Raw genomic sequence first — 18,911 nt, forward strand, 5'->3', positions numbered from 1 at the left:
ACTCCCGCCGCCCACAAGAGGACACGCGCAAGCCTCGTCCGCGGCCGCCTCCGCTCCGGGCGCGGCGTCCCTGACAATGGCCCTGTGCTGGAGATGACGCGCGAAGCCTTCGAAGAACTCGTGAGCCAGGCCCTGGACCAGATCCCGCCCGAGCTCACCCGGGTCATGGACAACGTCGCCGTGTTCGTCGAGGACGAGCCTCCCGCCGACGACCCCGAACTCCTCGGCCTCTACGAGGGCACCCCCCTCACCGACCGCGGCGAGTGGTACGCCGGCGTACTGCCCGACCGCATCTCCATCTACATGGGCCCGACGCTGCGCTTCTGCGAGACCGAGGACGACGTGGTCCACGAGGTCGCCGTGACCGTGATCCACGAGATCGCCCACCACTTCGGCATCGACGACGAACGCCTCCACGAACTGGGCTGGGGCTGACGGCCCCGGCCCCGCACAAAGCACCCCACCCCTCGGACGCGAGTCACCGGCCCCCGTAGACACCTCGCATATCCACCTCCGGACTTGGGCATACGGGACCAATGGCCCGCGTCCCCGCCGCAGTCCTGAACGTCCTGATCCGTGTACGCCGCTCGCCGCGCGCCCTCGCCCGGCACTACCGCACCCGCCGCCCGCTGCCGACGCTCGAGCTCGTCCACCAGCCGCACCCCTGGACCCGGGCCTTCGGGCTGGTGGCCGTCGTGCTGCTCGGGGCGTGGCTCGGCCTGCTGATCGTGGGCAACGTCCGCACCCCCGTCGGACCCATGAACACGACGATGACCCTGCGTCCGTCCTTCACCGGCGGCACGAAGATCAACGTCTCCCCGCTGGGCGCCCTCCAGCTGGACAGCCACCACGCCCCCGTCCGCCTGGACGTCAACGTCGACCAGTTGGACCCGGCCCGCGCCCAGGCCCTGGTCGACCACCCCGAGCGCATCTCCGGACTCCAGGAGGAGGTCGCCGAGGACGTCGAGCACGGCACCCTCGACCTGGCCCTGCGGTCCTGCGTGGCCGTCGTCGGCGGAGCCACCGCCCTCGGTCTGGCCGTCTACCGCCGCCCCCGCCGCGCCCTCGCCGCCGGCGGCCTCGCCCTCGGCCTGCTGGCCGCCTCCGGCGGAACGGCGTACGCCACGTGGAACCCCGACTCGGTCCTGGAGCCGAAGTTCTCCGGGCTGCTCTCCTCCGCCCCCTCCCTGGTCGGCAACGCGCGCAACATCGTCACCGAGTTCGACGTCTACCAGCGGGAGTTGGCCCGGCTCGTCACCAACGTGACCAAGCTGTACGACGTCACCTCCACGCTCCCCGCCTACGCGCCCGACCCGAGCACCATCCGTGTCCTGCACGTCTCCGACATCCATCTCAACCCGGCGAGCTGGAAGATCATCGCCTCGCTGGTGGAGCAGTACCAGGTCAACGTCATCGTCGACTCCGGCGACACCATGGACCACGGCACGGCCGCCGAGAACGGCTTCCTGGATCCGATCGAGGACCTCGGGGCGCCCTATGTGTGGGTGCGCGGCAACCACGACTCCAAGATCACCCAGCGCTATCTGGAGGGTCTGAAGAACGTGCACGTCCTCGACGGCGGGCGGGCCGAGAGCGTCGCCGGACTGCGGTTCGCGGGCATCGGCGACCCCCAGTTCACCCCCGACCGCAGCGAGAAACCGGGCGCCGAGGAGTCCCAGGAGGCCGCGGGCGCCCGGCTCGCCGCCGCGCTGCGCGACTACACGACCGCCGGGAAACCGGTCGATGTCGCCGTCGCGCACGAGCCGTCGGCCGCGCGGGAGGTCGACGGGTCGGTGCCGCTGGTGCTCTCCGGCCATCTGCACCACCAGGAGATGGAGGTCCTGCGCAACGGCACCCGGCTGCGCGTCGAGGGCTCCACCGGCGGCAGCGGGCTGCGCGCGGTGGAAGGGAAGTACCCGGACCCCATCGAGGCCTCGATCCTCTACTTCGACCGCGACTCCCGCCGCCTCCAGGCCTGGGACGAGATCAAACTCGGCGGGCTCGGCCTGACGACGGCCGAGGTCAGCCGCCACCTGCCGGAGGAGAACCAGCCGGGAGCCACCCCGACTCCGACACCCACGCCGACCCCCACCCCGAGCCCGCCGCCCACCCCCTCCCCGAGCGCTCCCTAAACCGTTTTGGCGATACCTCCCGGCATCCCATATGCTTCTCACGTCCCCGACGCGCTGCGAAGCGCAAGGCGGGCCGATAGCCCTCATCGTCTAGCGGCCTAGGACGCCGCCCTTTCAAGGCGGTAGCACGGGTTCGAATCCCGTTGGGGGCACGCATCACCGTGTGCGACACTGTCGTACGCAACAGCTTGGTCCTGTGGAGCAGTTTGGAGTGCTCGCCACCCTGTCAAGGTGGAGGCCGCGGGTTCAAATCCCGTCAGGACCGCTGAGGTTTCCTCGGAAACCTCGTGGCTGGGTAGCTCAGTTGGTACGAGCGATCGCCTGAAAAGCGATAGGTCGCCGGTTCGACCCCGGCCCCAGCCACTCAGTACGAAAACCCCCTCCGGGTGACCGGAGGGGGTTTTCGTCGCTCACAGAGAGCCTAGGGGGGTTCTTGAGACGCATGGTCAGAGGACTGGTGACGGCCGGTGCCGTGCTGGTCTCCACACTCGCGATACCCGGCACGGCCCATGCCGCGGGCCCGACCGTGAAGGACGCGTACAGCGACCAGGCCGACTGGTCGGTCATCGACGTACGCCTCAACTACAGCGGCGAGATCGACAAGATCACCGCGTCGCTGCGGCCCGTCGGCAGCGGCGAGACCGACACCCCGGTGGCCACGGTCACCGACTTCAAGCAGACGTACTACACGAGCTCGTGGGAAGGCGTCTGGTCCTCCCAGCCCGTCCACCTCGACACCCTCGGCGACTACACGATCGACATCGAGGCCACGAACACCGCGGGCGAGACGACGGTCCAGAAGAACGCGGGCACGCTGAAGTACCAGAAGCAGCCCGTGATCAGCGGCTTCACCGTCACACCGCTCACCCCGGACATCGAGCACAGGACGGTCACCGGCGAGGGCGACCTCGTCCTGCGCGACCCCAGCACCCGCGAGACCGTGCCGCTGCCCGGCGCGAGCGTCGACCTGCGGCTCGGCCAGAACGGCGACCTGACCGTGACGAGCGACGAGGCCGGACACTTCTCCGCCTCCCGTGAGCTCACCGACGGCGGCGGCTGGGCCTGGGCCACCTACAACGGAGACCTCGGCTACGCCACCGTCTACCCGTGGCTCGACATCAGGACCCAGCCCGCGAAGACCCGCTTCGTCCTCGACAAGGACAAGCGCAACTTCCACGTCACCTCGGGCCAGAAGATCGCCGTCACCGGCACCCTCCAGTACCTCAGCGGCGACCGGTGGAAGCCGCTGGCCGGCATCCCCGTCGAGCTGGACTACCGCGACGGCAGCATCACCGACGCCAGCGAGGACACCACCGACGCCGACGGCCGCTTCACCCTGGAGAAGTACCCGTACGGCCGTAAGACCGTCTACGAGGTCGGCTTCCCGGCGTACCCGTACAACGCCTGGATCGAGCGCACCGCGAAGGTCGAGGTCCCGGTGTGGACCACCGCGACGACCGACTTCACCGAGTTCACCGCGCGGATCGACGAGTACGCCCGGCTGGAGATCACCGGCAGCCTCCGGGCGGCCGGCCGGGACACCGGCGGCAGCGTCAACGTCGACGTCCAGTACTCGGCCGACGGCCGGACCGGCTGGACCACGAAGAAGACGCTGAGGACCCAGCTGGACTCGCAGTTCATCGTCGAGGACCTGCCCGGCTACACCGACGGCTACTGGCGGCTGCGCTACGCCGGTTCCGCGGCCAAGGACATGAAGGGCTCCGTCAGCGACAGTCTGCGCCGCAACCGCGCCCTGACCCGGGTCAAGGACGGCAACGCCTCTCCGGAACCGGTCTACAAGGGCCGGACGATCACCGTGAAGGGCGTGCTCCAGGAGCGCAAGGTCGGCTCGACGTCCTGGACGGCGTACGGCGACAAGAAGGTCCAGATCCTCTTCCGGCCCAAGGGCGAGAGCGGCTGGTACCTGATGAGCACCGTCACGACCAAGGCGAGCGGTTCCTTCAGCAAGGGCTTCACCGCCCAGCAGGACGGCACCTGGGTGGCCGTCCACCTGTATCCCGACGGCAAGCACTTCGTGGGCAGCGGCACGGAGGACTACGTCGACGTGCGGTGACGTGCGCGGGGAGCTGTGAGAAGGGGCGGGCCCAAAAGGGTTCGCCCCTTCTTTGTGCGGGATGAGATCCTGGATCGCGTATGTCTACGCATCCTGCCCCCGGTGTCCCGGCCCTCGGGGCCCTCGCTCCCCGCCTGACCGAGCTCTCCCTGCGCGACGCGCAGCGGCTCGGGCGCAGGCTCGAAGGCGCGCGCAAGATCCGCAAGCCGGAGGCCCGCGCCGCCGTGCTCGCCGAGATCGAGGGCGAGGTCGCCAAGGCCGAGGACCGCATGGCCCGACGGCGCGCACGTGTGCCCGCCGTCAGCTATCCCGAGCAGCTGCCCGTCAGCCAGAAGAAGGACGAGATCGCGGACGCCATCCGTGATCACCAGGTCGTGATCGTCGCCGGTGAGACCGGCTCCGGCAAGACGACCCAGATCCCGAAGATCTGTCTGGAACTGGGACGCGGTGTCCGCGGCATGATCGGGCACACCCAGCCCCGCCGGATCGCCGCCCGTACCGTCGCCGAGCGGGTCGCCGAGGAGCTGGACACCCCGCTCGGTGAGGCCGTCGGCTGGAAGGTGCGGTTCACCGACCAGGTGAACCAGGAGGGGACCTTCGTCAAGCTGATGACGGACGGCATCCTGCTCGCCGAGATCCAGACCGACCGCGAGCTGCGCGCCTACGACACGATCATCATCGACGAGGCCCACGAGCGGTCCCTCAACATCGACTTCCTGCTCGGTTACCTGGCCCAGCTGCTGCCGAAGCGCCCCGACCTCAAGGTCGTCATCACCTCGGCGACCATCGACCCCGAGCGGTTCTCCCGGCACTTCGGGGACGCCCCGATCGTCGAGGTCAGCGGCCGCACGTACCCGGTCGAGGTCCGCTACCGCCCGCTTCTCGAAGAGGACTCCGAAGACTCCGACCGCGACCAGATCACCGCGATCTGCGACGCCGTCGAGGAGCTCCAGGGCGAGGGCAAGGGCGACATCCTGGTCTTCCTCTCCGGTGAGCGGGAGATCCGGGACACTGCCGACGCGCTCAACAAGAAGAACTACCGGTTCACCGAGGTACTCCCCCTCTATGCCCGGCTCTCGCACGCCGAGCAACACCGCGTGTTCCAGCAGCACACGGGGCGCAGGATCGTTCTGGCTACCAACGTGGCCGAGACCTCGCTGACCGTCCCGGGCATCAAGTACGTCATCGACCCCGGCTTCGCCCGGATCAGCCGCTACAGCCACCGCACCAAGGTCCAGCGGCTCCCCATCGAGGCGATCTCACAGGCCAGCGCCAACCAGCGCAAGGGCCGCTGCGGTCGTACGTCCGACGGCATCTGCATCCGGCTCTACACCGAAGAGGACTTCGAGGGCCGGCCCGAGTTCACGGACGCGGAGATCCTCCGCACCAACCTGGCCTCCGTCATCCTCCAGATGACCGCGGCCGGCCTCGGCGACATCGAGAAGTTCCCCTTCATCGACCCGCCGGACCACCGCAACATCCGCGACGGCGTACAGCTGCTCCAGGAGCTGAACGCCCTCGACCCGGCCCAGAAGGACCCGCGCAAGCGGCTCACCGACACCGGCCGCAAGCTCGCCCAGCTGCCGGTCGACCCGCGCCTGGCCCGGATGGTCCTGGAGGCCGACAAGAACGGCTGTGTCCGCGAGGTCATGGTCATAGCCGCCGCGCTCTCCATCCAGGACCCGCGCGAGCGCCCCGCGGACAAGCAGACCCAGGCCGACCAGCAGCACGCCCGCTTCAAGGACGAGACGAGCGACTTCCTCGCCTATCTCAACCTGTGGCGGTACGTCCGCGAGCAGCAGAAGGAGCGGGGTTCGTCGTCCTTCCGCCGGATGTGCAAGCAGGAGTACCTGAACTTCCTGCGCATCCGCGAATGGCAGGACATCTACTCGCAGTTGAGAACGGTCGCCAAGCAGATGGGCATCCATCTCAACGAGGAGGACGCGGCCGACCAGAGCGTCCATGTCTCCCTTCTCGCCGGACTGCTCTCCCACGTCGGCATGAAGGACGTGAAGGACGGCAACAAGAACGAGTACCTGGGCGCCCGCAGCGCCAAGTTCGCGATCTTCCCGGGCTCGGCGCTCTTCAAGAAGCAGCCGCGGTTCGTCATGTCCGCGGAGCTGGTGGAGACCTCGCGGCTCTGGGCCCGCGTCAACGCCAAGATCGAGCCGGAGTGGGTCGAGCCGCTCGCCGAGCACCTCCTGAAGCGGACGTACTCCGAACCGCACTGGGAGAAGGACCAGGCGGCCGTGATGGCGTACGAGAAGGTCACGCTGTACGGCGTACCGATCGTCGCCCAGCGGAAGGTGAACTACGGCCGGATCGACCCGGAGACGAGCCGCGAGCTTTTCATCCGCAACGCGCTCGTCGAGGGCGACTGGCGCACCCACCACAAGTTCTACGCCGACAACCGCAAACTCCTCAGCGAGGTCGAGGAGTTGGAGCACCGGGCGCGGCGCCGGGACATCGTGGTCGACGACGACACGCTCTTCGACTTCTACGAGCAGCGGGTGCCCGAACACGTCGTCTCCGGCGCCCACTTCGACTCCTGGTGGAAGCGGAAGCGGCACGAGCAGCCGGACTTCCTGGACTTCGAGCGCGAGATGCTCATCCGGGAGTCCGCGGAGGCGGTCACCAAGGCCGACTATCCGGACTCGTGGCGGCAGGGGCAGCTGAAGTTCCGGGTGACCTACCAGTTCGAGCCGGGTGCGGACGCGGACGGCGTGACGGTCCACATCCCGCTCCAGGTGCTGAACCAGGTCACGGACGAGGGCTTCGACTGGCAGATCCCGGGGCTGCGGGAAGAGGTGGTCACGGAGCTGATCCGTTCCCTGCCCAAGCCGATCCGCCGCAACTACGTACCGGCGCCGAACTTCGCGCAGCGCTTCCTCGCCGCGGCGGTCCCCCTCCAGGAGCCGTTGACGATCACGATGGCGCGTGAGCTGAAGCGGATGGTCGGGGTGCCCTTCGAGGCCGAGGACTTCGACTGGTCGAGGGTCCCGGAGCATCTGCGCATCACCTTCCGCATCGTCGACGAGCGGCGCCGCAAGGTCGCCGAGGACAAGGACCTGGAGGCCCTGAAGCTCCAGCTGAAGCCGAAGGCACGCCAGGCCCTCTCACAGGCGGCCGCGGCCACCGCCGAACGCCAGGGTGGGGAGTCCCTGGAACGCAAGGGCCTCACGGACTGGACCATCGGCTCCCTCACCCGCGTCTTCGAGACCCGCCGCGCCGGCCACCCGGTGAAGGCGTACCCGGCGCTGGTCGACGACGGCGACACGGTCTCCGTCCGCCTCTTCGACACGGAGGCGGAGCAGGCGGAGGCGATGTGGAAGGGCACCCGGCGGCTCATCCTGCGCAACATCCCGGTGAACCCCGCCAAGTTCGCCTCGGAGAAGCTGACGAACCCGCAGAAGCTCGCGCTCTCGGCCAACCCCCACGGCACGATCCAGGCCCTCTTCGACGACTGCGCGATGGCGGCGGCGGACCGGCTGATCGCCGACTTCGGGGGACCGGCCTGGGACGAGGAGTCGTACCGGAAGCTCTACGACAAGGTGCGCGCCGAGATCGTCGACACGACGGTCCGTACGGTGGGCCAGGTGCAGCAGGTGCTGGCCGCCTGGCAGGCCTGTGAGCGCCGTCTGAAGGCCGTACGGAGCCCCGCGCTGCTGGCGAACCTCACGGACGTGCGCAAGCAGCTGGACGCCCTCGTGCGGCCGGGCTTCGTGACGGACACGGGGCTGCGTCGGCTGCCGGACCTGATGCGGTATCTGGTGGCCGCGGACCGTCGGCTCCAGCAGATGGCGACGAACGTCCAGCGGGACACCACGCGCATGGAGAAGGTCCACGAGATGCAGGACGAGTACGCCTGGCTCCTGGAGCAGCTGCCGCGCGGGCGTCCGGTGCCCTCCTCCGTCCTGGACATCCGCTGGATGATCGAGGAGCTCCGGGTCAGCTACTTCGCGCACGCGCTGGGCACGGCGTACCCCGTCTCGGACAAGCGGATCGTGAAGGCGATCGACTCGGCCGCCCCGTAACCGCCCCTGCACACCGAGTGAGTTCGCGCAGCAGGCTCACCCTCCTGTACAGTCCTTCTCGCAGCGCAACGCAGCAATAAGCGCCGCGAAACCTGGTCCTGTGGAGCAGTTTGGAGTGCTCGCCACCCTGTCAAGGTGGAGGCCGCGGGTTCAAATCCCGTCAGGACCGCAGCAAGAAGAAGGCCCGTACCCGGCAATGGTTGCGGGCCTTCTTCGTACCCGCCCACACCGACCCGCTCGCCACCCTGTCAAGGTGAAGGCCGCGCCCGCGGCACAGCCGCAATCGGGTACAGCAAAACCCGTCAGGACCGCAGCGAAGCGAGAAGGCCCGCAACCGGCAAAGGTTGCGGGCCTTCTTCACACCCGCCCACATCAACCCGCTCGCCACCCTGTCAAGGTGAAGGCCGCGCCCGCGGCACAGCCGCAATCGGGTACAGCAAATCCCGTCAGGACCGCACGAAGAGGAAGGCCTGCAACCCGGCAAAGGTTGCGGGCCTTCCTCATGTGCAGCTAGCGCTTGGACGCCGGCCCGCTGATTCAGCCCGTCCGGCGCTTGAGGACGAGGCCGTTCAGGCCGATGGGGGTCCGGGGGCGCCCCGGGGTCGGCGGGGCTACGCGGCGTCTTGACGGCGTCACATTCGCTCGGTACTCAGAAACCAGGGCCCGTTCCCCGTGCGGCCTCTGGAGGTGGCGTATGGCGGCTTCGGTCAGGCACGAGACGCGGGCGTTGCTCCGTGCGCATCTGTCGGCCGCCACCTCCTATCGCCATCTGACGCGGCACTGCCCGATCTGCCATCAGCTCCAGCGGCTCGCCCTGGCCTCCGCCCCACGGGCCGGCGAGGTGGCCGAGGACGCCGTCGAGGACGAAAGTCCCACCACCGCGTGACCATCGGCGGCCCCAACGCCCGTGCGGACATGGGACGGTGGAACGCGCGCCTCCCCTAGCGCACCCTCGCCAGGGGCAACAAGGACCCTGGCATGTGACGGGTGTCACCGCATGAGTTTCTGAAACCGCGGTACTTACACCTCGCCTACAACTGGTCAATTTAATATGTGCAATTGCACCAGTCCGCAGGCCGACCCGTCGGTACGTCAGCGGCACTCCACAGGAGATCCGACACCCCTCCCCAGACTCCGACAAGCCCGCTCACAGAGCCGTATGCCAGGGCCCGCCCGGCGCACAAAAAAGATCGCGCTGGACCCGGCGGAGTCCAGCGCGATCTACGACGCACCCTGTGAAGTTCTGGGATGAGCTTGGGCGAGGGTTCCGTTGGGGCAGAACCCGCGTCGCTTGGAGCTTGGGCACGGACGCCTCGGCACGTTGGGGGACCTGCCGGTTTGTCCGTTATTCAGTTGGTTCAGGCCTCGCTGCGCTGCTGCGGGATGCCCGCGAGCAGTGCGCGGACCTCCGCCTCGCGGTAGCGGCGGTGCCCGCCGAGCGTACGGATGGACGTGAGCTTCCCAGCCTTCGCCCACCGCGTGACCGTCTTCGGGTCGACGCGGAACATCGTGGCGACCTCAGCCGGGGTCAGCAGCGGCTCGGCATCAGGGGTGCGAGCGGTCATGAGCGGCCTCCTCGGGAGAACCGATCGTTCTCGGTTCTTTCCTCTAAATTCTGCACCTTGACCCGCGTTGCCCGAAATGGCGGACGCGAGTCGAGTCGGTTATAGGACGAACGGCTTGTCCTCGGCACTACAACTACACCATCTGTCCAGCCGCGTCGGCCAAACCGATGGAATTGCCCCCCAGGTGTTCATCGGCGACAGAGGCCGATGGACCATGCCATAGCGGACAGTCACGCCACTGTGACGATCAGTCACAGAGCGATCAGGAGTCATCAGACCCCCCAAAGCGGAACCTCCCCCGGGCCCCTTGTCCTATTTTGGCATGAGGAGGGGCAAGAGACGCAAGGGCCGGGTACGTGCGGTCCGTCACGCTTGACACTCCGTGAGGCCTACGCCCGGATCGGTACCTACGTCCCTTGTTGGTTGAGCATCAGGGGAAACTTGGTGACACCTTGACCGAGGACGAAACCCCAAAACGGGCGTCTCGTCAAACGTCAGTTCGTGATCGAAGGCGCGTCACCCCGTGACCAAAGTGACCTGGGGCACACTCAGTTCGCCGATCGCCGGTCCCGAACCGACCGCCACCGCTCCACGAGCCGCCCGTACGCCTCCCCCGCGGCCGCCCCGTCACCCAGCCGCAACGCCTCGATGCCCGCGGCGACGTCGGCCGCCGAGTGGTCGTCCTCCAGCTCTCCGGCCGGCAGGGTGTGCACCAGGCCGCCGTAGTCCAGCTCGACATGCGAGCGCGGATGGAACTCCTCCAGCCAACGCCCCACGTCCACCAGACCGTCGCTGAGCGGCCCCTCGTCGATGGTGTCCTTCAGGGTCCGCAGGGCCCGCGCCACCCGCCGCCTCGCCTGCACCATCGGCGTCCGGTAGCGCAGCGTCGGCGGCACCTCGCCGGAGCCCTTGTCGAAGGCCCGCTCCTCGTCCACCACCAGCACGAACCAGTGCAGCGGCACCTGCCAGGCCGCGGAGCGGATCCAGGGGCGGGCGTCGGGGTTGCGGACCATCCAGCGCTCGTGGTCCTGCGCCGCCTGCCGCCGTACGACCTCCGGCAGCACCGCGTCCAGGACCGGCTTCGGCAGCTCCTCGTCCAGCTCCTGGAGCGCCAGCCAGCCGCGCAGCCGGGTGCGCCAGGGGCAGACGCAGACCACCCCGTCCACGTCGATCACGAACGCGTCGGCGCTCTCGTGCACCGGCACCGGGATCGGCGGGGTGGGCAGCAAGTCGGCCAGGGAGCGGCGCAGTTCGTCCTGGTACGAGGGACGGTCGGGGCGCCGGGCATAGCGGTCCCAGTGGCCGCGCTCCGGCTCCGGGAAGGCCGCCAGGGGCTCGTACACGCGCAGATAGGTCGCGTACGGGACGACCACCGAGGACACCTTGGGCACGCCTGCTCCCTCCCCCGCCCACTGCCGGGAAAACCTGCGGAACCCGCTCACAAACGGACCGGAAATCTATGCAAATCGTCGCACGGGCGTACTCCGCGAGTGGGTGATCCTGAGCACGGCGAGGTGGGCGTGGGCAGCCAGGCTCTAATCTCGTGCTCACAGCGCCCGCCACCCTTACGGGAGCTGGTCCCAACAGCGGCTACTTACCCAGGAGTCACCACAGTGACCGACGTATCAGCCGGCGTCCTGCACACCCTGTTCCACTCGGACCAGGGTGGTCATGAGCAAGTCGTGCTCTGCCAGGACCGCGCCAGTGGCCTCAAGGCCGTCATCGCCCTCCACTCCACCGCGCTGGGCCCCGCCCTCGGCGGCACCCGCTTCTACCCGTACGCGACCGAGGAGGAGGCCGTCGCCGACGCCCTGAACCTCGCGCGCGGGATGTCGTACAAGAACGCCATGGCCGGACTGGACCACGGCGGCGGCAAGGCCGTGATCATCGGCGATCCGGACCGGATCAAGACCGAGGAGCTGCTGCTCGCCTACGGGCGGTTCGTGGCCTCGCTCGGCGGGCGGTACGTCACCGCGTGCGACGTCGGCACGTACGTCGCCGACATGGACGTCGTGGCGCGCGAGTGCCGCTGGACGACCGGGCGTTCCCCCGAGAACGGCGGCGCCGGCGACTCCTCCGTGCTGACGTCCTTCGGCGTCTACCAGGGCATGCGCGCCTCCGCGCAGCACCTGTGGGGCAGCCCCTCGCTGGCCGGCCGGAAGGTCGGCATCGCGGGCGTCGGCAAGGTCGGCCACCACCTGGTGGAGCACCTGCGCGCGGAGGGCGCCGAGGTCCTCATCACGGACGTCCGCGAGGAGGCCGTAGGCCGGATCCTCGCGGCGCACCCGCAGGGCGTCACGGCGGTCGCCGACACCGCGACCCTGATCCGCGCCGAGGGCCTCGACATCTACGCCCCCTGCGCGCTCGGCGGCGCCCTCAACGACGACACCGTCCCGGCGCTGACCGCCAAGGTGGTCTGCGGCGCCGCCAACAACCAGCTCGCCCACCCGGGCGTGGAGAAGGACCTCGCCGACCGCGGGATCCTCTACGCGCCGGACTACGTGGTGAACGCGGGCGGGGTCATCCAGGTCGCCGACGAGCTGCACGGCTTCGACTTCGAGCGGTGCCGGGCGAAGGCGGCGAAGATCTACGACACCACGCTCGCCATATTCGCACGTGCGAAGTCGGACGGAATCCCGCCGGCCGCGGCGGCCGACCGGATCGCCGAGCAGCGGATGCACGAGGCGGCGGAGGCCCGCAGGGCGCGCTGATCCGACGCCGGTGCGCGGCGTGGCCGGTACCCGTCGGCGGGCACTTAGAGAGAACTCTCACGTTCGTCGGCGGGTCGGCCGCCAAGAAGTGGTTAAAATCGCGGTTGACCAGCGGGGACAGGGCACCCCGAGGGTTCTGGGTCCAGGCACGTCCTGTGGGCGACGTACCGTATGGGCGTGGGCTCAGGTACCGTGGAAGCCCTACGGACCGGTCTCTCTGCGGAGAGCCCGTTCCAGATCATGAACGCGTGTCAAGACTCTGGGGCCACCGAGCCCCGTATCCGAGGGGGTCGAGCCATGGGGCGCGGCCGGGCAAAGGCCAAGCAGACGAAGGTCGCCCGCCAGCTGAAGTACAGCAGCGGCGGGACTGACCTGTCGCGTCTGGCCAATGAGCTGGGCGCTTCGACTTCGAGCCAGCCGCCGAATGGCGAGCCGTTCGAGGATGACGAAGACGAAGAAGACGACCCGTACTCGCAGTACGCGGATCTCTATAACGACGACGACGAGGACGAGGACGACGAGTCCGGTCCCACGTCTCAACGCCGCGGCGCTTGACGCTCCAGCTGTGCTTCACCCGGTCCGGTTGTGGTCCACACCACCGGACCGGGTTTTGCGCTGCCCTCGCGAACGTCAGGCGCTGTAGTCGCCGACCAGCTCCGCACCCGTGGTGTGGTCACCGCGGTCGGTGATCTCACCGGCGATCCATGCCTCGACCCCACGGTCGGCCAGCGTGGTCAGGGCCACGTCGGCGGACTCCTCGGGGACGATGGCGATCATGCCGACGCCCATGTTCAGGGTCTTCTCCAGCTCCAGACGCTCGACCTGACCGGTCCTGCCGACGAGGTCGAAGATCGGGGCCGGGGTCCAGGTGGAGCGGTCGACGATCGCATGCAGCCCGTCCGGGATCACGCGGGCCAGATTGGCCGCGAGACCGCCTCCCGTGACATGGCTGTACGCGTGCACGTCGGTGGTGCGGGTCAGCGCCAGACAGTCCAGCGAGTAGATCTTGGTGGGCTCCAGGAGCTCCTCGCCGAGGGTGCGGCCGAGCTCGTCGATCCGGGCGTCCAGGGACAGGCCCGCCTGGTTCAGCAGGACGTGCCGGACGAGCGAGTACCCGTTCGAGTGAAGACCGGACGCCGCCATGGCGATGACCGCGTCACCCGTACGGATACGATCCGGGCCCAGCAGCCGGTCGGCCTCCACGACGCCCGTACCGGCGCCGGCGACGTCGAAGTCGTCCGGGCCCAGCAGCCCGGGGTGCTCGGCCGTCTCGCCGCCGACCAGGGCGCAGCCGGCGAGGACACAACCCTCGGCGATGCCCTTGACGATGGCGGCGACGCGCTCGGGGTGGACCTTGCCGACGCAGATGTAGTCGGTCATGAACAGCGGCTCGGCGCCGCACACCACGATGTCGTCCATGACCATCGCGACCAGGTCGTGGCCGATCGTGTCGTAGACGCCCAACTGGCGCGCGATGTCGACCTTCGTGCCCACGCCGTCGGTCGCGGAGGCGAGGAGGGGCCGCTCGTAGTTCTTGAGGGCGGAGGCGTCGAAGAGGCCGGCGAAACCGCCGAGGCCGCCGAGGACCTCGGGGCGCTGGGTCTTCTTCACCCACTCCTTCATGAGCTCTACGGCGCGGTCTCCCGCTTCGATGTCGACGCCGGCAGCCGCGTAGGAAGCACCGGAAACAGGGGTGGTCTCAGACATTGCCTGGGATCTTTCGGTTCGTTTTCTACGGGGCTTACGGGCGACGGATCGCGTCGGCCGCGGCCGTGGCGGCGGGACCCGCGGCCAGCTCGGTCTCCAGAAGCTGCTTGCCGAGCAGTTCCGGGTCGGGGAGCTCCATCGGGTACTCGCCGTCGAAGCAGGCGCGGCACAGGTTCGGCTTGGCGATGGTGGTCGCCTCGATCATGCCGTCGATGGAGATGTACGCCAGGGAGTCGGCGCCCAGCGAGGTGCCGATCTCGTCGATGGTCATGCCGTTGGCGATCAGCTCCGCGCGCGTGGCGAAGTCGATGCCGAAGAAGCAGGGCCACTTGACCGGCGGGGAGGAGATCCGGATGTGGACCTCGGCGGCGCCCGCCTCACGGAGCATGCGGACCAGGGCGCGCTGGGTGTTGCCGCGCACGATCGAGTCGTCGACGACGACCAGCCGCTTGCCCTTGATGACTTCCTTCAGCGGGTTCAGCTTGAGGCGGATACCGAGCTGCCGGATCGTCTGCGAGGGCTGGATGAACGTACGGCCGACGTAGGCGTTCTTCACCAGACCCGCGCCGAACGGGATGCCGGAGGCTTCCGCGTAGCCGATCGCCGCCGGGGTGCCGGACTCCGGGGTCGCTATGACCAGGTCGGCCTCGACGGGGGCTTCCTTCGCCAGCTTGCGGCCCATCTCCACGCGGGAGAGGTAGACGTTGCGGCCGGCGATGTCGGTGTCGGGGCGGGCCAGATACACGTACTCGAAGACACAGCCCTTGGGCTTCGCTTCCGCGAATCGGGAGCTGCGCAGGCCGTTCTCGTCGATGGCGATGAACTCGCCCGGCTCGATCTCGCGGACGAAGCTCGCGCCGCAGATGTCGAGGGCGGCGCCCTCGGAGGCGACGACCCAGCCGCGCTCCAGGCGGCCGAGGACCAGCGGGCGGATGCCCTGCGGGTCACGGGCGGCGTAGAGGGTGTGCTCGTTCATGAAGACGAGGGAGAACGCGCCGCGGACCTGCGGGAGGACCTTCGGGGAGGCCTCCTCGATGGTCAGCGGCTTGCCGTCGTCGTCGACCTGGGCCGCGAGGAGCGCGGTGAGCAGGTCGGTGTCGTTGGTGGCGGCCACCCGCGTCGAGCGGCCGTTGGTGTCCTTGGGGAGGTCGGCGACCATCTCGGCGAGCTGCGCCGTGTTGACCAGGTTGCCGTTGTGGCCGAGCGCGATCGAGCCGTGCGCGGTGGCACGGAAGGTCGGCTGGGCGTTCTCCCACACGGAGGCCCCGGTGGTCGAGTAGCGGGCGTGACCGACCGCGATATGACCCTGGAGCGAACCGAGAGAGGTCTCGTCGAAGACCTGGGACACGAGGCCCATGTCCTTGAAGACGAGGATCTGGGAGCCGTTGCTGACCGCGATACCCGCGGATTCCTGGCCCCGATGCTGGAGGGCGTAGAGCCCGAAGTAAGTGAGCTTGGCGACCTCTTCACCCGGAGCCCAGACACCGAAGACGCCACAAGCGTCCTGGGGGCCTTTCTCGCCGGGGAGCAGATCATGATTGAGTCGACCGTCACCACGTGGCACGTTTCCGAGTGTAGGCGAGGTCGTCCACTGGTCCGAATTCGCGGAGAGTGGCCTTTCTTACTTCGCGCGGGCGCCCAGCCCCTCCCCGGAAGCCGCCGTCAGGGTCAGATTCCGCTGTTCCTGCTGGTAGGACACCTTGCCGGCGAGGATGTCGATCAGTTCCCGCTCCGTCTTCATCTCCGGGCCCGCGCAGACTTTGCGGGTGGTGGCGAGCGGCCCGAACGCGATCGTGCCGTCCTTGACCGTCGCCTTGCCGCGGAAGGTGTTGCAGCCGAGGCTGCCGCTCGCGGTGCCGTCGGCGGCCAGGGTGAGGTGGGCCTTGACTCCCTTGGGCAGGGATCGGGCCGTGCCGTCGTCGCCCTTGCCGGAGATCAGGGTGTCGATGATCCAGTGGGTGCCCTTGAGGGCCGGGGCCGGTTCGGCGGTGCCCTCGCTCAGGGTGATGCTGTCGCCGTCGGTGCTGGTCAGGGTGAGGGTCTTGGTGCCGTCGCGCTCCTCGACTGCGATCTTGAGGGTGCCGTCGAAGACACTCAGGAAGCGCTGCTCGAACTTCTGCACAGGGCCGTGGCAGGCCATCGCCGTCGAGGCGAGGTCCGTGATCTTCAGGGTGTCGCCGTCGAGCGCCGCGGCGGCGCCGAAGTGGTTGCAGCCGACCGTGCCGCCGGTGTCATCGCCTGCGATGTCCGGTTCGGCCTTGCCGGGCCTGATCGTGATGTGGGCATCGTCGAGCCGGGGGTTCTCGTCGTCCGTCGGCAGGGTGTACTCCTTGCCGTCGACGGTCACCTTCTGCGGCACCCAGCGGATGCCCGCGATGTCGGTGGTGTCGGTCGTGGTCTTGGCACCGCCGTCTCCGACCGTCCGGCCGTGGTCCCCGGACTCCGTGCCGCAGGCGGCCAGGACGGCGGTACCGGTGAGGACCGCGACGGCGTACTTCAACCGTGTCGTCCGCATACGTGTCGTCGGCTTCATGCTTCTTCGACGCACGAGGCGGGTGATGGGTTCGGTGTCGTTACCGGTCTGTTGTGCCGTCAGCCCATGAGTGGCAGCAGGCCGCCGAGATCGGCCCGTTCGCCGGACGCGCTGACCTTGGCGTCCTCGACCGCGTCCGCCCAGGTCAGCCGCCCGGTCGCGAGCCGGATCCAGGTCAGCGGGTCGGTCTCGACGACGTTGGGCGGGGTGCCGCGGGTGTGCCGGGGGCCCTCGACGCACTGGACCACGGCGTACGGCGGGATCCGCACCTCGGTCGAGCCGCCCGGCGCCTTCGCGGCGAGGGCGTCGGCCAGCAGGCGGGTGCAGGCGGCCAGGGCCTGGCGGTCGCAGGGGATGTCGAGGCCGGGCACGGCGTCGTTGAGGTCGTCGGTGTGGACGACGAGTTCGACGGTACGGGTGACCAGGTAGTCGGCGAGGGTCATGGCGCCGGTGCGGGTGCCGAGGAGGCGGTCGGCGGGGGTCTCCGCGAGCTTGCGGGTGACGCGTTCCTCGGTGCGGGCGTAGAGGGCGTCCAGGTCGGGGTGGGCCCCGGCGAGGGCCAGGGTGTCCTCGGAGATGCCCTCGGCGCGGGCCGCGGTGGCGAAGGGCCACTCCAGGAGGGTGAGCCCCGCCTTCGCCGGCTCGTCCCGTTCGATGTTCCGGCTGACGGTCTCGACGGCCATCGTGATGTGCGCGGCCAGGTCGCGGACGGTCCAGTCACCGAGGCGCGTGGGCCGCGCGAGCTGCTCGTCGGTCAGCGTCCCCACGGCCCGGCGCACGTGCCCGAACTGGGTGAGCACCGCGGTGCGGATCTTGGCGGGGTCGTAGGTGCGGGCGCGCTTCTTGGCCGGGGGCATGGGGGTCAGCCTAGGACGAGGACCAGGCCGGCCTCGCGGGCGTACCCCGCGGGCACCGGTGCCGGTCAGCGGGTGAAGTCGGTCGGGAACTCCAGGTCGGTGCAGCCCCTGCGGGCGGCCACGTCGGTGACGTAGGACCGGAAGAGCTGTTCGACGTGGGGGGCGGCGCGCAGGGAGTCGTAGCCGTAGTCGACGCGTAGGACGTGGACCGCCGGGCGGGCGTCGCAGACGGACGTGGCCCACCACAGGGCGGTGTCCGGGTAGCGGCCCGCGGTGCCGGGGGCCAGGGGGGTGTCGGTGGCCTTCGTCGAGCCGGTGGAGCCGATGTACACGTCCTGGTCGTAGAAGGTCTGTACGTCCGCCCACCACAGGTCGTCCGCGGTGGGCGGGGCGTCGTCGGTGTCGGTGTAGGCCTCGTCGAAGAGCCGGCGGGCGCTGTCCGTGCTCAGGCGCAGCGCGCACCGCTCCTGCCGGACGTGCCGGTCGACCGGGGCGCCCATCGCCTCGTCGGGCAGCCAGGCCAGGTGCTGTCGGGCCTGCCGCTGTGGCCGGTACCAGGCGCAGGTGCCCTCGGTGTGCGAGGCGTCGGAGAAGCGGGGCGCGGCGGCGAGATCCGGTGCGGCCGGCACCTTCGAGCAACCCAGCCTCGGGGCGAGGCGGTTGGCCGCGGTCACCGCGATCCTCGCCATCCGGGCGCGGTCGCCCGAGGTGGCCGGCTTCGGGTAGTACGAGGCCATGCCGGTGTAGGCGGCGGAGGCGGTGACGTCGACGTTGCGCTCTTGGGGGCAGTCGAGGCGGACGGTCGTCCTGTTGGGGCCCGCGAACCCGGGCACGCCGTTGCCGATCGGGACGTCGAGCCGGGCGAAGCGTTCGGGCAGTTCGGCGGAGGGCCGGGCCACCACGGTCTCGGGGGCCTCGTCGACCAGCAGCTGGAACAGCCAGGGGCCGTACTTCTCGCCGTCCGCGCCCGCGTTCTGGATCAGGCAGCCGGAGGGCAGGGCGTCCGGGTCCAGGGAGTCGCGGTTGCGCAGCACCGGGTCGGCGTGGTCCATGCCGCGCACCTCGCGGACCGGCACGAGGTCGGCGCAGCCCGCTCCGACGGCCCGGTACGTCCGCCACTCGTCCCACAGCACCGTCCCGCTCCAGCCGGCTCCGGCGACCGCGGCCAGACAGAGCAGGGTGTTGACGGACGGGCGTATGCGCGCCGGGACCTTCACCGATCCACTCCCCCGAACTCACCGATGATCGCCAGAAGTTAGCACGCGTGAAGGCCCCGGCCGTCGAGACGGCCGGGGCCT

General features: G+C 69.4%; 14 protein-coding genes and 4 tRNA genes. 11 read left to right on the plus strand and 7 right to left on the minus strand.

The annotated features are described in order from the left end of the window. Nucleotides 1-84 precede the first annotated feature (84 nt). From ABKA17_RS45590 to ABKA17_RS45630, 9 genes are all read left to right on the plus strand, one after another. On the plus strand, nt 85-435 hold the full coding sequence (locus tag ABKA17_RS45590) for a metallopeptidase family protein (RefSeq protein ID WP_046259656.1): 351 nt from the start codon (nt 85-87) through the stop codon (nt 433-435). 101 nt (nt 436-536) lie between these two features. Continuing rightward, entirely contained in the window at nt 537-2,132 is a 1,596-nt protein-coding gene (locus ABKA17_RS45595) for a metallophosphoesterase family protein (protein ID WP_353698362.1), read from the plus strand. Between the two features lie 79 nt (nt 2,133-2,211). Continuing rightward, nucleotides 2,212-2,284: transfer RNA gene (locus ABKA17_RS45600), tRNA-Glu, on the plus strand. 38 nt (nt 2,285-2,322) lie between these two features. Next, a tRNA-Asp gene (locus ABKA17_RS45605) sits at nt 2,323-2,397 on the plus strand. A gap of 24 nt (nt 2,398-2,421) precedes the next feature. After that, a tRNA-Phe gene (locus tag ABKA17_RS45610) sits at nt 2,422-2,495 on the plus strand. A 79-nt stretch (nt 2,496-2,574) separates the two neighbouring features. After that, on the plus strand, nt 2,575-4,206 hold the full coding sequence (locus tag ABKA17_RS45615) for a hypothetical protein (protein ID WP_353698363.1): 1,632 nt from the start codon (nt 2,575-2,577) through the stop codon (nt 4,204-4,206). An 80-nt stretch (nt 4,207-4,286) separates the two neighbouring features. Continuing rightward, a complete protein-coding gene (gene hrpA, locus ABKA17_RS45620; protein WP_353698364.1) occupies nt 4,287-8,240 on the plus strand; it encodes an ATP-dependent RNA helicase HrpA in 3,954 nt (1,317 codons plus the stop codon). Nucleotides 8,241-8,334: 94 nt separating this feature from the next. Beyond that, nucleotides 8,335-8,409 (plus strand) — tRNA-Asp (locus ABKA17_RS45625). A 525-nt stretch (nt 8,410-8,934) separates the two neighbouring features. Next, nucleotides 8,935-9,126 (plus strand): DUF6274 family protein, encoded by a 192-nt coding sequence (locus ABKA17_RS45630; RefSeq protein WP_353698365.1) that lies wholly within the window; start codon nt 8,935-8,937, stop codon nt 9,124-9,126. A 472-nt stretch (nt 9,127-9,598) separates the two neighbouring features. On the opposite strand, the gene bldC is transcribed toward ABKA17_RS45630, so the two are convergent. Further along, the gene (gene bldC, locus ABKA17_RS45635) at nt 9,599-9,805 is read right to left on the minus strand and encodes a developmental transcriptional regulator BldC (protein ID WP_003949541.1); all 207 of its coding nucleotides are present in this window, start codon (nt 9,803-9,805) and stop codon (nt 9,599-9,601) included. 548 nt (nt 9,806-10,353) lie between these two features. Further along, the gene (locus tag ABKA17_RS45640; protein ID WP_353698366.1) at nt 10,354-11,196 is read right to left on the minus strand and encodes a DUF8083 family protein; all 843 of its coding nucleotides are present in this window, start codon (nt 11,194-11,196) and stop codon (nt 10,354-10,356) included. A 222-nt stretch (nt 11,197-11,418) separates the two neighbouring features. On the opposite strand from ABKA17_RS45640, the gene ABKA17_RS45645 reads away from it, so the two are divergent. Together ABKA17_RS45645 and ABKA17_RS45650 are read left to right on the plus strand one after the other, a co-directional pair. Further along, nucleotides 11,419-12,516 carry a Leu/Phe/Val dehydrogenase gene (locus ABKA17_RS45645; RefSeq protein ID WP_353698367.1) on the plus strand — a complete coding sequence of 366 codons (1,098 nt, stop codon included), beginning with the start codon at nt 11,419-11,421 and terminating at the stop codon, nt 12,514-12,516. 297 nt (nt 12,517-12,813) lie between these two features. After that, entirely contained in the window at nt 12,814-13,071 is a 258-nt protein-coding gene (locus ABKA17_RS45650) for a DUF3073 domain-containing protein (RefSeq protein WP_046259662.1), read from the plus strand. 75 nt (nt 13,072-13,146) lie between these two features. On the opposite strand, the gene purM is transcribed toward ABKA17_RS45650, so the two are convergent. The 5 genes from purM to ABKA17_RS45675 all read right to left on the minus strand — a co-directional run bounded on the left by purM (nt 13,147) and on the right by ABKA17_RS45675 (nt 18,830). Continuing rightward, nucleotides 13,147-14,223 (minus strand): phosphoribosylformylglycinamidine cyclo-ligase, encoded by a 1,077-nt coding sequence (purM, locus tag ABKA17_RS45655; RefSeq protein WP_353698368.1) that lies wholly within the window; start codon nt 14,221-14,223, stop codon nt 13,147-13,149. Between the two features lie 34 nt (nt 14,224-14,257). After that, nucleotides 14,258-15,787 (minus strand): amidophosphoribosyltransferase, encoded by a 1,530-nt coding sequence (gene purF / locus ABKA17_RS45660; RefSeq protein WP_353698369.1) that lies wholly within the window; start codon nt 15,785-15,787, stop codon nt 14,258-14,260. A gap of 57 nt (nt 15,788-15,844) precedes the next feature. After that, entirely contained in the window at nt 15,845-16,756 is a 912-nt protein-coding gene (locus ABKA17_RS45665) for an META domain-containing protein (RefSeq protein ID WP_353698370.1), read from the minus strand. A 59-nt stretch (nt 16,757-16,815) separates the two neighbouring features. After that, on the minus strand, nt 16,816-17,613 hold the full coding sequence (locus ABKA17_RS45670; protein ID WP_353698371.1) for a maleylpyruvate isomerase family mycothiol-dependent enzyme: 798 nt from the start codon (nt 17,611-17,613) through the stop codon (nt 16,816-16,818). A gap of 65 nt (nt 17,614-17,678) precedes the next feature. Beyond that, nucleotides 17,679-18,830, minus strand: coding sequence for a hypothetical protein (locus ABKA17_RS45675; RefSeq protein WP_353698372.1), 1,152 nt, complete (start codon nt 18,828-18,830; stop codon nt 17,679-17,681). Between the last annotated feature and the right edge of the window lie 81 nt (nt 18,831-18,911).

The sequence above is a fragment of the Streptomyces sp. RG80 genome, assembly GCF_040446465.1.
Lineage (GTDB): Bacteria > Actinomycetota > Actinomycetes > Streptomycetales > Streptomycetaceae > Streptomyces.